This window comes from Pontibacter mangrovi (assembly GCF_006385705.1).
Taxonomy (GTDB): domain Bacteria; phylum Bacteroidota; class Bacteroidia; order Cytophagales; family Hymenobacteraceae; genus Pontibacter; species Pontibacter mangrovi.
The window spans coordinates 607,257-620,381 of the sequence record NZ_VFRQ01000001.1 but is presented as its reverse complement, the minus strand read 5'-3'; the positions used below and the strand labels follow the sequence as shown (position 1 = coordinate 620,381).

The window sequence follows — 13,125 nt, the reverse complement described above, 5'->3', positions numbered from 1 at the left end:
CTGGCGCGGTTAGAGGGCGATGAAGCTGGGGTTGAGGAGGTCCGGTTTGTTGTAGGTTAGTTCCTTCTTTAAGTCCTCCTGAAAAATGCCCCTGTTCAGGGCATTCAGAATTGCGTGCGCGGCGGCGGTATCCCACTCCATGGTCGGGGCGAAGCGGGGGTAGAGGTCTGCTTTGCCTTCGGCTAAAAGCATAAACTTAAGCGAGCTGCCCATACTTAGCGTGTCTGCTCCCGGAAACCGCTTTATGAAATCTGCTGTCTCGGGGCTAAGGTGCGTGCGCGAGGCCACCACACTGAAGTGAGGTTTTTGTTCCAGCGAAGAGAGGGTATGAGGCGTGGGCAAGGGGCTCAGGTGCGCTACTGCGCCGTTAGTTTCCTTCGTAACGCCGGTTTGGGTAGAGCCAACATACAGGCTCCTGAGCACAGGCGCGTAAATAACGCCGCCAACAGGTTTTTGCCCCTGCATCAGGGCAATGTTCACGGTAAACTCCCCGTTGCGCTTCAGAAATTCCTTCGTGCCATCCAGCGGGTCCACCAGCCAGTACCAATCCCACTTATTCCGCTGCTCGTATGGCTGCTGTTTTCCTTCTTCCGAAAGTATGGGCAAGCCCGTTTCAGATAGGTGCCTGGTGATAATCGCATGCGCGGCGCGGTCTGCTTTTGTCAGGGGAGAGTCATCTGCTTTCAAGGTGGCCTCCACCTGCCCCGATTCATAAATCTGAAGTATGGCAGCGCCGGCTTCCAGGGCTGCTGCTTTGGCGGATTGCAGGAGGGCGGCTACGTCAGGCGTGTGCGGGCTTTTCATGGCGATGTATGCGTTGCGTACAGTGGTATAAACAGAGGCGGCTTTAAAGTATAGCAGGTATCATTCTCCTGCCGCCACCCTCATTGGGGGCTGCAGCTGCAGCTGTGGTGCTGCAAAGCTAATCAGTTTTTGCAAGGATGCTTCGATGGATTCATTGTCTGTTGCAAGTATAAGGTCCGGCGCGGAGGGCGCTTCGTAAGGGGCGCTGATGCCGGTGAAGTTCTGCACTTTGCCGGCCCGTGCTTTGGCATACAGCCCTTTGGTATCGCGCAGCTCGCACACCTGCAGCGGGCAGCTGACGTACACTTCGGAAAATCGCTCTTGCCCCACGATCTGCCGAACCAGCTCCCGCTCTGCGGCATAAGGCGAGATAAAGGCACAAATCACCACCAAGCCAGCATCCAGCATCAGGTTTGCCACTTCGGCCACCCGGCGCATGTTCTCCTTTCTGTCTGTTTCCGTAAAGCTCAGGTCGCGGCACAGGCCGTTGCGTACGTTATCGCCATCCAGCAGGTATACTTTATATCCTTGCTGAAAAAGGTAGTGCTCCAGCCGCAGCGCCAGCGAGCTTTTGCCCGAACCGGAGAGGCCGGTGAGCCAGAACAGGCGGGACTCCTGCTGCATCAGTTGGCGGCGTTGCGCGTGGCATACTTTCGATTTAAAAGGATAGATGTTTTTCATAGTTGCTCTCCATGGTGTGGGGTCAAATCAAAGTATAAATCCCATACTTCCGATGAACTTGTACGGCAACAATAGCCAAAAAGCCGTATAGCAGCCCAACGAAGTATACTCAAGGCAGAATAGGATGAAAATTTTACAGGGCGGCGCCCCCAAATGCGGCAACTTTTGGCTTTATCAGATCTTGCAGCAGGTCATGCAGCGAAGCGGACATACGGTCACGAGCTTTATACAGCGGCAGCCGATTTATGAGCTGGCAAAAACCTGGGAGCTGAACTACCCCAGCCAAGCCAGCATCGATGTGCTGGACGTAACCGACCTGCAGTACAGTTACCGCATCAGCAGCATTTTCCGGATGCCACTGGAAAGTATCGCAGACTATGTGGAACAGACCGATCATGTATGGACGCACTCGCCCATCTGCAAGCGCAGCGGGGAACTGTTCAGCCTCTTCGATAAGAAAGTATACATTGTGCGCGACCCCCGCGACCGTGCCATTTCTGCGGCTAAATACTATACGTCGGAGTATATGCTGAAGTATTACCCGCAGGAGCTAACAGACCCGCAACAGTACCTGGAGGCCCATTTTGAGGAGCTGATGCTGGAGTGGGTATGGCACGTGTTTGACCACCTGCGCTACAGCCGCGAGCACAACATCCACATAGCTTTTTACGAAGGTTTCCTGCTCGATTTTCAGGGGGAGCTGGCGCGCCTGCTTGATTACCTGGAAGTGGACCTGAGCGAGAAAGAGCGGGAGGAGCTGCAGGAGGCCATGAGTTTTGCCACGCTCAAAAGCAAAAACCCGAAGCACCTGAAAAAAGGCCAGTCGGGTTATTGGATGGACCAGCTGACGGATGCGCAGGCAGAGCAGGCTGACGTTATCGCCGGTCCGCTGATCCGTTGCCTGAATTATCCGCAATATAAAGGGGAGTCCATGAGCTATAGCCCTGAGCCGCCGCACCAGGATTTTGAGGAGTTGATACAGGAAATCATCACCTCGCAACAGCCGCTGTATCAGGAGTAAAGGTTACCAAACCCCCAGCTGCCGGCCAATGGTCTTTAGCTGCCCGATGTGGTAGCCGGTGTGGTGCAGCGCCGTCATGGCGGCCCAGGAAACGGTTTTGCCGTTTGGCCGCACTTCAAAAAGAGCCGTTGCAGGGTCTTTGATGAGCGCTATCATTTCCTGCAGTTCCTGCGCGTAGGCATCAATGGCCTTGTTCCATTCCTCTTCGCTCTGCGGTTTATGGTTTTCGGGCCAGTGCGCATCAGGCCAAACATCAATATCCTCGTGCGGGTGCTGCATAAAGCGCAGCAGCGTCTGGTGCCGCGCCCGGATGTGTCCCAGCAGGATCCAGGCCGAGAAGTGGAGCCCGTCGAGCAGGATGTCGGCTTTTTTATAGTCAAACTCCCGCAACAGGATCACGTTTGGGGCAAAGCCTCCCTTCAATAGCTCTGCCAGTTGCTCCCTGACCAGCTGGTCTGTTTGCTTTGCAGGTTGTTTTGTTTCTATACTTTCCAATGTTCTTTGCTGATGGTTTATACTTCTAATCCAACAGGAACGGGAGCAGGAGGTATAGGGTTTGTTGTTTGATTTTTGAAAGTAGTTGTCTGGGTGGGTATGTTGACCTGTTTTATACTACATTGAACACCGTTTTCTAGCTATACTTTCTGGCAGTTTTTATCCTCAGTCTTTCAAAACTACAGTTGTATCTTATACTTTTAGGACCTCGATAGATGGGAGGGCCAGAGTAAATTCCCCTCTCGGGAGGGGTTAGCGGTGAGGTAATCATCGGCAGAATTCCCCTCCTTGGACTACCGAGAACGCGAGTTCGAAGGTAGCGAGCGTATCTCGGAGGGGCAGGGGTGGTTGGACGAGTAAAACTACAGCGTACCTTCCCCCATCACCACACTTTTCAGATACCATCCATCTGCATCAATTTCCGGGGCAGTGGTAGAGCTTACCTCCACTGGCTTGCTCGAGAGCTCCAGGCGTTGGGTGCCGGCGTCGGTTGTCACATCCATTGGCAGGGTAAAGCTGATGTTCGGGATACGGATCGTGTAGCGGTTTCCGGACTTTTGCTCCACTACCACCTCCGGCACCTCGGTAGTGCGCAGGTACAGGTCGAAGAAAGGCTTGATGTCTTTGCCAGTTTCTTTGGAGATGAAGTTTTGCAGGTCGGCAGTTTTAACCTGGTTTTCATAGGTATAAACGGGGCTCATGATAAAGCTTTTCAGGGTGCGGAAGAAGACTTCGTCACCGAGCATGTAGCGGAGCGAGTGCATCACGTAAGCACCTTTGGAGTAGATTTCACCGTGGTAAGCCTCATCCGAATCCACGTTATTGTCGCGGATGATGATCGGGTTGCGGTTTGGGATGTTCTTGGCTATCAGCTTTACGTGCCGCATGTATGCCTCGTGGCCGGCATGCTCCTCCACAAACAGCCAATCGCCGTAGGTGCAGAGGCCCTCTTGTACCCAGAAATCTGCCCAGTCTTTCACACTCACTTTGTTGCCCCACCACTCGTGGCCCAGCTCGTGGTGCAGCAGGTGGTCGTAGGGCGCGTCGCCAACTTTGGTAAACCGGAACTTGTTGCCATAGGCGTTTATCGTCTGGTGCTCCATCCCCAGGTATGGCGTCTCCACAATCCCCACTTTCTCTTTCCGGAACGGGTACTCGCCAAAGTATTTCTCCTGTGTTTTCAGGCTGATCTCCAGTATGTTCATCAACTCTGGCGCCTTCTCTGCATTCTGGCGCAGCAGGTATAGCACCATCGGCACCGTATTTCCCTCCACGGTCGTATAATTGCGACGGGTAACGGCAAAGTCGCCCACCGTAAAGTTAATGCCGTAGTTGTTGATGGTGTAGTCGGTTTTCCAGTGGTAGGTGATCTGGTCGCCTTTCTTCTTCTCCGAAACGAGCACACCGTTGGCCGCTACCTGGTAAGGGGCAGGCACCGAGATAAACTGCTCCACGCCCTCGTCCGGCTCATCAGATGGATGGTCTTTGCAGGGCATAAAGATCTTGGCTCCCTCGTTCTGCGACGACAGGCCGATCCAGTGCTTGCCGTTCGAGTCTGTGCTAAAGGTAAAGCCTCCCTGCCAGGGCGGGTTAATCGCCTCGGGCGGGGTACCTGCATAGGCAACCGTCACGGTCACCCGTTGGCCCGGCTGGTAAATCCGCTTCAACTCCACATCCAGCAGGTCTGTGCCTCGGGTATACTTGGCTTTTTTCCCGTTTACCTTCACGCCGCTCACAGTATAGGCATCAATCAGATTCAGCCTGATCTTATCGGTAGGAGCTATAAGTTCTACCGTGGCATCGGCAGAGCCGCCTATTTTATGTTCATCCGGAGCTATTTGCAGCCGCAATGTGTAATGCTTCACATCAAACGTAGCTTGCGCCGGGTCTAAGGGGCCGCCCCAGGTCCAGTTATTGTCCTGCGCCTGCGCGCCAAGGCACAGCGCCGTGAACAGCGAAAGAAGGAGGTGCTTTTTCATAAGAAGGCTTGCTTTTATACTTTATAAGTTGATCGTATCCGACCTAATACAGCAGGTACTTTTTACGCACTTTTTTGAAACGCTCCAGGTCTTTATCCCACTGTTTTACGATCTCCTCCGGCGCAACGCCTGCCTGCAACTGCTCGCGCACCTTCGGGGTGCCCCACAGCCGGTCCATGCGACCCTCGCGCCACTCCAGCTGCTCGGGGTATAAAGTTTTTAGGGCATGCAGGATGTATACGCCGGCTTTGGCTGAAGCAAAGGCGTTGCGGTCTGTCACCACCATTTCGGCGCCGGTGCACTGCTCTCCCATAAATTTCGGAGGGTAGATTTTAATGCCGTCCACTATACTATCCGGCACAAAAGAAACAGGACGGAAGGTGACGCCCTTCAGCCCATAGCCGTTCAATTGGTCTGCTAGCTTCTTGCTGTCTACCCACGGGGTCGCGATGCGCTCAAAAGGGTGCAGGGTGCCACGGGCCTCGGAGATGTTGGTGCCCTCCAGCAGGCAAGTGGCGGGGTATACGGTAGCGGTGGTAAGCGTCAGCATGTTGGGGGAGGGTTTTACCCACGGCAGCTGCGTGTCATCATACCACTGCTGGCGTGTGTAGTGCTGCATCGGGATTACGGTGAGCTTTGCCTGCGGCATTTTGCGTTTGGCGCGTTCACCGTTAAACATGGTGGCCAGTTCGCCAACTGTCATGCCGTGCACCACCGGCAGTTGGGCTACGCCTGTCACAGGCTCTCCAACCTTGCCGCCTACCGGGCCATCAACATAGATACCGCCTATGGCGTTCGGACGGTCGAGCACGATAAAGGGTTTGCCTTGCTCAGCTGCGGCCTCCAGTACATGGTTCATCGTGGCGATATAGGTGTAAAAGCGCGCGCCGATATCCTGTATGTCAAAGATAAGCACGTCTACGTTTTGCAGCATTTCCGGAGTGGGTTTGCGCACCTTGCCATACAGCGAAACCACCGGCAGCCCGGTTTTGGCATCGGTGCCGCTGGCCACATGGGAATCCTGGTCGCCACGGATGCCATGCTCCGGGCCGAATAACGTCGTGAGCTTTACATCCGGGCGTTCATGCAGCACATCCACCAGGTGCCGGCCATCCGGCAACAAACCGGTATGGTTGGTCACAAGCCCGATGCGCTTGCCTTTGATGAGGGGCAGAAACTCGGGAGTGAACAGGCGCTCAGCGCCTATAATGACGCGAGGGGCAGCATTACCGGCAAGTGCAACCGTGGAAACAAAGAGCAGGCACAGCTGCAGCAGGAGGTAGAGAGGTCTTTTCATGAAGGTAATATAGCGCAAATACACTATACCAGGCAACTATCTCACCGCAAGCCCTTGCTGCGCCACGTAGGTTTTAGTGGCTGTACACGCCCATAAGCTGACCGGCGCCCACAATATGGTTTTCCATCTGCTGGTATACATCCTCCACGCGGCTACCTTCTTTTAAGGTAAGAGTGGTATCCAGGGCGTAGACTCTGAAGAAATAGCGGTGCGTGCCGATAGGGGGGCAGGGACCGCCATACTGGGTGTTTCCAAAATCATTCGTGCCGACGGTGCCGGGGGCGCTGTCCTCCTCTATCGTGTGAAGCGGAGGGATGTTCCACATCAGCCAATGCGTCCAGTTGCCGCTTGGGGCATCGGGGTCGCTTACGATCAGCACCAGGCTTAATGTGTTGTCAGGCAGGTCGCCTATTTCCAGGGCAGGGTTAATGTCTTCACCGTCGCAGGTGAACTTTTGCGGAATCTCCTCGCCAGCCTGAAAAGAGGGGCTGGAGACTTCCACGGTTTGGCATACATTGGTTTCCATACCTTATATTAAAATCAGTAAGTTGTGTTATTAGCTATCATACTTACGGATTTTAGTAGGAAGGAGCCACAAAAAAGCGGGGCACTCTATTTATCCTAAAAAGAGTGCCCCGCGTTCATGGAATATTCCTTACGCTTGCTGGCCAAGCTGGGCCAGCAGCTCGTAAGAGCGTAGCCGGGCCTGGTGGTCGTAAATGTGCGAGGCAAACATCAGCTCATCTACCTGCGTGTCATCCAGGAAAGCCTGCAGGTCTTCTTTTACGGTGGCTTGGTCGCCGATGAACGTATAGCGGAGCATTTGCTGCACGGCATACTTTTCGGAGGCATCCCAAAGCCCCTCCATACTTTCTACGGGCGGCTTCTGTGGCTTTGCCGTGCCTCGGATCACGTTCAGAAACGATTGGTAAAGCGTAGTGGCCAGCTTGTTTGCCTCCGCATCGGTGTCGGCCACTACCGCGTTAATGCAAGCAACGGCGTACGGCTCCTGCAAGTGCTTAGAGGGCTGAAACGTGTCGCGGTATACTTTAAGGGCAGCCATAAGGGCGGCCGGGGCAAAGTGGCTGGCAAAGGCGAAGGGCAGGCCCAGCATGGCTGCCAGCTGTGCGCTGTAGGTGCTGGAGCCAAGCAGCCAGATCGGCACGTTCAGCCCCTGGCCAGGCACGGCGCGCACCCTTGCCTCCGGGTCTTCCGGCCCCAGGTAATACAGCAGCTCCTGCACATGTTTCGGGAAATCCTCGGTATTGCCTTGCAGGTCGCGGCGCAGGGCCATGGCAGTGAGTTGGTCGGTGCCGGGGGCGCGGCCCAGCCCCAGGTCTATACGCCCCGGGTGCAGCGACTCCAGCGTGCCGATCTGCTCGGCCACTACCAGCGGCGCGTGGTTTGGCAGCATGATGCCCCCGGAGCCGACCCGGATAGTTTTGGTGCCGCCGGCAATGTGGCCGATCAGGACCACGGTGGCGGAACTGGCGATGCCTGCCATGTTGTGGTGCTCGGCCAGCCAATAGCGTTTATAACCCCAATCCTCGACGTGCTGCGCCAGGTCCAGGCTGGTTTTAAAAGAATCTGAAGCTGTTTTTCCCTCTAAAATCGGTACAAGGTCCAGCACAGAAAACGGTGTGTCTTTCAGCTTTTTGGTATTGCTGCTCATTGCGTTCAATATATGGTTAGGAAGTGATCATGCTAAAGCATACCCGCAGCACTTGCCGGGGGATACCCTTGCTAGGTATGACAGCTGAAATGCAAAATTGTTTAACCATGCGCTACATGGCAGGGCTAACGAGAAGTATAAGATGAACTATAGGTTAAACAAAATGGGCCATTAAAAGTATGGGGCTCATACTTTAAGAATGCGCGGAAGCAGTTTTATTTATGGAAATGCGCTTTTAGCTGCTCCCGCAGCTCCCAAAGCTGCGGGCTGATGCCCACTTTGTACAGGTGCGGGTTTTCAAGCCGTTTATACTCCTCGGGCAGCTGACGGAGCCGCTTTTGAGCATAGGCAGCCGTTTCAGCCAGGGCGGGCGGGGCAGCAGTGCGTTGGCCGTTCTCCATCACCTTCTGCAGTAGCGGCTCCTGCCGGCAGTCGCGCAGGTACAGCTGCCTTTCTTCTTCCACAGGATGCCGTATCAGGTCTGCGTGGTTGCCTTCAGAAGCAAGTATAACGGCATCGGCCCCGTAAAATTTCCCCTCCTCATCCAGCGTCCGCAGCACCTGCTTTATGCCGGGCAACGTTGTCTTCTCCTTCGACTCAGATAACTTCAGGCGAGCTTTGCCGGCGGCCATGGCTAGTTTGTACACGCCATCCAGCGCAGCGTCAGGGGCACCGGTCACCAGCTTGGTACCCACGCCAAACACGTCAATTGGAGCCTGTTGCTCCAGCAGGCTCCTGATCACGAACTCGTCCAGTTGGTTGGAGGTGATGATCTTGACATAGGGAAAACCGGCCTCGTTGAGCATGTTGCGGGCTGCCTTTGCCAAATAGGCCAGGTCGCCGCTATCGAGCCGGATGCCAACGGCTTTGTGCCCCTGCGCCTCCAGCTCTTTTGCCACCGTTATAGCGTTCGGGACGCCGCTTTGCAGGGTATGATAGGTATCCACCAGAAAGATGCAATCGTCAGGGCGGGAGCGGGCAAAGGCGCGGAATGCCTCCAGTTCAGCATCATAGCTTTCGATAAAAGAGTGTGCCATGGTGCCGGCAGCCGGAATGCCATACTTTAGCGCGGCATAGGTGTTACTGGTGGAGTTAAAGCCGCCGACCACAGCCGCTCTTGCCGCCAGCACTGCGCCCGGGCCGTGTGCCCTTCTCAAACCGAAATCGCTTAGGGTGCGGTTGCCGGCCACCTGACGGATGCGCGATGCCTTAGTAGCCACCAACGATGCAAAGTTCAGGATGTTGAGCAGCAGGCTTTCGATGAGTTGCGTCTCCAACAGGGTGCCCTCCACGCGAACGATCGGGCTATGCGGAAAAATCACTTCGCCTTCGGGGGGCGCATGCAGCGTGCCTTTAAACCGGAAGCTTTTAAGGAAATCAAGATAATCCGGGTGTAGCCGCAGTTCCTGCAGGTAGGCTATGTCTTCGTCAGTAAACTGCAGGCCTTCCAGCGCCTCCAGCAGGTCGTGCAGGCCGGCAAAAAGCACGTAGCCGCCGTTGTTCGGAATCTTCCTGAAAAAGTAGTCGAAGCAGGCTGTTTCCGCATGACGGCCCTCCAGAAAATAGGTCTGACCCATGGTTATCTCATACAGGTCTGCATAGGTGCCGCTGACGGAAAAGGAAAGCATACGTGTTAGAAATGGATCTTAAGTTGAATCAAATGGATGAGTTGGTTTAAAATATTTCACCTAAAAATTATGTAAACGTAAATACCTAAAGTATAGCCACCTCATTCAGCGGCAAAGTGCAGCCGGTGGCGCTTCATCAGAAACCATACTTAACAGAAAGGGCATGTTTAAAGACAGAAAAGACGCTGCCCAGCAGCTGGCAAAAGCGCTGGAGAAGTATAAAGACACGGGCGCCATCGTGCTCGGCATACCCAGGGGAGGCGCCGAGACGGCTTACTATGTTGCCAAGCACCTGCACGCTGACCTCTCGCTGCTAGTAGCCCGAAAGCTGGGCCACCCCACCAACCCTGAGTATGCCGTCGGCGCGATTGCAGAGGACGGTAGCGTTTACCTGAACCCGGAGGCGCAGTCCGGATTGTCGAACGAGATGATAGCCAAACTGAAGGAGCAGCAGCAAAAGGAGATCGTGCGGCGGGTGCAGGCCCTGCGGCAGGGCGAGCCGCTGCCAGCGCTGAAAGGAAAAACGGTGCTGTTGGTGGATGATGGCATCGCTACGGGTTCCACGGTATTTGCCGCCATCCGGATGTGCCGGCACATGGGCGCGGCCAGAATAGTGGTGGCCGCGCCGGTTTCGGGGCGCGACAAAAAGCGGGAGCTGCTGGACGAGGCGGATGAGGTGGTGATACTGGAAACGCCGGATTTCTACACAGGGGTGTCGCAGGTATACTACAACTTTTACAACCTGACCGACGAGGAGGCACTGGAGTTCATGAACCAATGGAAAAAAGAGATCCCCTAGCTGCCCATACTTCTATCCTTCTGATGTGGGGGCTTTGCCTGCTGTGCTGGGGCCGTAGCCCAACAGCAGGTAACTCAAAGCCCTTGAACCGCCGCCAAACCTCTTTTGCTATGCAGCAAACTCCTGCCGATACGCTGAAACTGTTCCTTTGCGGGGATGTGATGACCGGCCGCGGCATAGACCAGATCTTGCCGAACCCGGTTAACCCACGGCTCTACGAAAGCTATGTAAAAGATGCCCGTGATTATGTGCGGCTGGCTGAGCGCAAGAACGGCAACATCAAAAAACCGGTGGACTACACCTATGTTTGGGGAGATGCGCTGCAAGTATGGGAGGACGAGGCGCCCGATGTGCGGCTGATCAACCTGGAAACAAGTATAACCACCTACCCCACGCCCTGGCCCCAAAAGGAAGTGCAGTACCGCATGCACCCGGCTAACGTGGCGGTGCTGCAGGCTGCGAAGGTAGACGCGGCGGCGCTGGCCAATAACCATACGTTGGACTGGGGTTATGAAGGGCTGCAGCAGACGCTGCAAGCATTGCGGCTGGCAGGCATCAAAGCGGCTGGGGCCGGGCAAAGCTTGCAGGAGGCGCAGCAGCCGGCGGTGCTGCAGACCAAAAAGGGGCGGGTTATCTTGTTTGCTTACGGCTCCACGAGCAGCGGCATCTATTCGCAGTGGGCAGCGGCTCCTGCGCAGGCAGGTGTGCTCCTATTGCCCGAACTCAGTAATCCAGAGACGCTGCAGCGAATCACGGCGCAGGTAAAGGCAATTAAGAAGCCCGGCGATGTGGTGGTTTTCTCGGTGCACTGGGGAGGTAACTGGGGCTATGAGGTACCGCAGGCGCACCAGAAATTCGCCCACCAGCTCATTGATTCTGCCGGGGTAGACCTGGTATACGGCCACTCCTCGCATCACCCTTTGGGGCTGGAAGTATACCGCAACAAGCTCGTGATCTATGGCGCAGGCGATTTTATAAACGACTACGAGGGCATCACTGGGCATGAGCAGTACCGTTCAGACCTCTGCCTAATGTACTTCCCGCAGCTGGACCCTGCCACCGGCCGCCTGCTTTCGCTGAAAATGGTGCCCATGCAGATGAAGAAACTCCAACTGCGCCATCCCTCCGCACAGGATATTGAATGGCTGGCACAGGTGCTGCACCGCGAAAGTATAAATTTTGGAACAGAAGTGAAACGGCAGGGCAAGTGCCTGGTGCTGGAGCTTTAAGGAGGCGATTCAAAATGACTGCGCTTAAAAGTATGCCTTAATATTTAGCGGGCTGCCGCTTTTCATGTGCAGACACTCCCCCGCAAGTCCAACGTGGCGCAAACACAATCGTAAGAAATAGGTATAAACACGATAAATTTTATATTAAATATAATTTAATAATTATTGTTAAACGCAAATCAGAAACAGCTATGCCAAACTTAATGAGACAAAACAGGGGCACCACTGCACCGGCACGTCCTATCTTTTCAGACCTGTTCAGCGACGTGGACCGCATGTTAGATAATGACTTCCTGCTGATGCCCATGCACATGAGAAGGCAGTTTGAGGGCACTATGCCATCGGTCAACATCCGCGACAAAGAAAAAGAGTTCCTGATAGAAGTGGCCGCCCCGGGCATGAAGAAAGAAGACTTCAACATAGACCTGGAAGAAGGCATGCTGACAGTTAGTTGCCAGAAGGAGGAGGACAAGACGGAGGAGGAGCAGAACTACCGCAGGCGGGAGTATAACTACAATGCCTTCAGCCGCTCGTTTAACCTGCCCGAAAACGTGAAGCCGGAGGATGTGAAGGCGCGGTATGATAACGGCATCCTGACTTTATCGGTGCCTAAGAAAGAGGAAAAGGCCAAGCCAAAAGCCAAGATCAAAATAGACTAACCTGAATGAGGAGCGCTCTACCGTCAGCCGGAGGTATTGGCTGGCGATAGAGCGTATTTCTTTTTAAAGGAGCCTGCCGGCAAAGCGATAAAGGTCTTTTTTATATTCCTTAAAATCCTGCTCAAAGGCTTTTACCTGGCGTTCATACTTTTTGTGTACCTGCCGGTAAACCTGCTCATTAAACGGTGCCCGCATATCCAGCTGGTAGGCCAGGTACTGCTCGTGTTCCCGCACATCGTGCTCCAACTGGTCCAGCAGCTCGCCCCGGAAGTAATACAGCAGGTTCTCGAAATGGCTTATCCGCTGTTTGGCCTGCCCGCCGGGATGTTGGCCAACTATACTATCCAGCAGGCGCTGAAAAAAGTTCAGTTCAACACGCCATAGCGCTATCTCCGAAAGCCAGTTGTTGCTCTCGGTGTGCAGCTGCTCCAGGCTTACCTCCAGCAGGTGGTCCGGATTAGGATAACTTATACTTTTCATATCTGCTTTATTTTCGTTTAAATTGTGTTTTAGAAGTATAAGTATATAAACGAGGAGCCGGCAAGCCCGCATTTATGGCTGGCAGAATTTTAGTGAAAGGCTGATTTGAGAGGGTGGGGCGTTGGTAAGTATAATGGCGCAAGCTGTTTTACCTTTTTCCTGTTCTATATCTTTTGCAGCTGCGCCCTTTTCATAAAAGAGCAGAGGCGGGATTACACCTTTGCAGAAAAGTGAAAACGGGAGCTCGACACTTGCGGCCACAGGTCAGTAGGGGTGTTTTACCTGCAGATTCACCGTTTTAGGAGAATGCGATTTAGCCCACACCCTAGCAAACCTTTTTGATTTGCTGCGAAGAGTTTGAGCGGGCGGAAGCTGTACGGA

13 protein-coding genes are annotated in these 13,125 nt (G+C 54.4%); 4 read left to right on the top strand and 9 right to left on the bottom strand.

The features are described from left to right. Positions 1-9 precede the first annotated feature (9 nt). Both cysQ and cysC read right to left on the bottom strand, forming a co-directional pair. Entirely contained in the window at positions 10-804 is a 795-nt protein-coding gene (gene cysQ / locus FJM65_RS02695; RefSeq protein ID WP_140619140.1) for a 3'(2'),5'-bisphosphate nucleotidase CysQ, read from the bottom strand. Between the two features lie 60 nt (positions 805-864). Beyond that, complete coding sequence (gene cysC, locus FJM65_RS02690; protein WP_140619138.1) at positions 865-1,485, bottom strand: adenylyl-sulfate kinase; 621 nt, start codon at positions 1,483-1,485, stop codon at positions 865-867. A gap of 124 nt (positions 1,486-1,609) precedes the next feature. On the opposite strand from cysC, the gene FJM65_RS02685 reads away from it, so the two are divergent. Further along, positions 1,610-2,506: a sulfotransferase domain-containing protein gene (locus FJM65_RS02685; RefSeq protein ID WP_140619135.1), complete on the top strand. Its 897-nt coding sequence runs from the start codon at positions 1,610-1,612 to the stop codon at positions 2,504-2,506. A gap of 3 nt (positions 2,507-2,509) precedes the next feature. Here FJM65_RS02685 and FJM65_RS02680 read toward each other — a convergent pair whose 3' ends face one another. The 6 genes from FJM65_RS02680 to FJM65_RS02655 form a co-directional block, all read right to left on the bottom strand. Next, entirely contained in the window at positions 2,510-3,001 is a 492-nt protein-coding gene (locus FJM65_RS02680; RefSeq protein WP_140619133.1) for a hypothetical protein, read from the bottom strand. Positions 3,002-3,363: 362 nt separating this feature from the next. Then, positions 3,364-4,980: a M1 family metallopeptidase gene (locus FJM65_RS02675; RefSeq protein ID WP_140619132.1), complete on the bottom strand. Its 1,617-nt coding sequence runs from the start codon at positions 4,978-4,980 to the stop codon at positions 3,364-3,366. Positions 4,981-5,023: 43 nt separating this feature from the next. Next, positions 5,024-6,277 carry an exo-beta-N-acetylmuramidase NamZ family protein gene (locus FJM65_RS02670; protein ID WP_140619130.1) on the bottom strand — a complete coding sequence of 418 codons (1,254 nt, stop codon included), beginning with the start codon at positions 6,275-6,277 and terminating at the stop codon, positions 5,024-5,026. A gap of 73 nt (positions 6,278-6,350) precedes the next feature. Continuing rightward, complete coding sequence (locus FJM65_RS02665) at positions 6,351-6,803, bottom strand: YbhB/YbcL family Raf kinase inhibitor-like protein (RefSeq protein ID WP_140619127.1); 453 nt, start codon at positions 6,801-6,803, stop codon at positions 6,351-6,353. Between the two features lie 129 nt (positions 6,804-6,932). After that, positions 6,933-7,949 (bottom strand): LLM class flavin-dependent oxidoreductase, encoded by a 1,017-nt coding sequence (locus FJM65_RS02660; protein WP_140619125.1) that lies wholly within the window; start codon positions 7,947-7,949, stop codon positions 6,933-6,935. 215 nt (positions 7,950-8,164) lie between these two features. Next, entirely contained in the window at positions 8,165-9,577 is a 1,413-nt protein-coding gene (locus FJM65_RS02655) for a nicotinate phosphoribosyltransferase (protein ID WP_140619123.1), read from the bottom strand. Between the two features lie 103 nt (positions 9,578-9,680). Between FJM65_RS02655 and FJM65_RS02650 the strand changes: the two genes are divergently transcribed. The 3 genes from FJM65_RS02650 to FJM65_RS02640 all read left to right on the top strand — a co-directional run bounded on the left by FJM65_RS02650 (position 9,681) and on the right by FJM65_RS02640 (position 12,264). Further along, complete coding sequence (locus tag FJM65_RS02650; protein WP_394348131.1) at positions 9,681-10,376, top strand: phosphoribosyltransferase; 696 nt, start codon at positions 9,681-9,683, stop codon at positions 10,374-10,376. Continuing rightward, positions 10,355-11,605, top strand: coding sequence for a CapA family protein (locus FJM65_RS02645; RefSeq protein WP_219855936.1), 1,251 nt, complete (start codon positions 10,355-10,357; stop codon positions 11,603-11,605). Before FJM65_RS02650 ends, FJM65_RS02645 begins: the two co-directional genes overlap by 22 nt. Before the next feature lie 203 nt (positions 11,606-11,808). Continuing rightward, positions 11,809-12,264 (top strand): Hsp20/alpha crystallin family protein, encoded by a 456-nt coding sequence (locus tag FJM65_RS02640; RefSeq protein ID WP_140619119.1) that lies wholly within the window; start codon positions 11,809-11,811, stop codon positions 12,262-12,264. A gap of 63 nt (positions 12,265-12,327) precedes the next feature. On the opposite strand, the gene FJM65_RS02635 is transcribed toward FJM65_RS02640, so the two are convergent. After that, positions 12,328-12,744, bottom strand: a complete 417-nt coding sequence (locus FJM65_RS02635; protein ID WP_140619117.1) for a hypothetical protein — start codon at positions 12,742-12,744, stop codon at positions 12,328-12,330. Between the last annotated feature and the right edge of the window lie 381 nt (positions 12,745-13,125).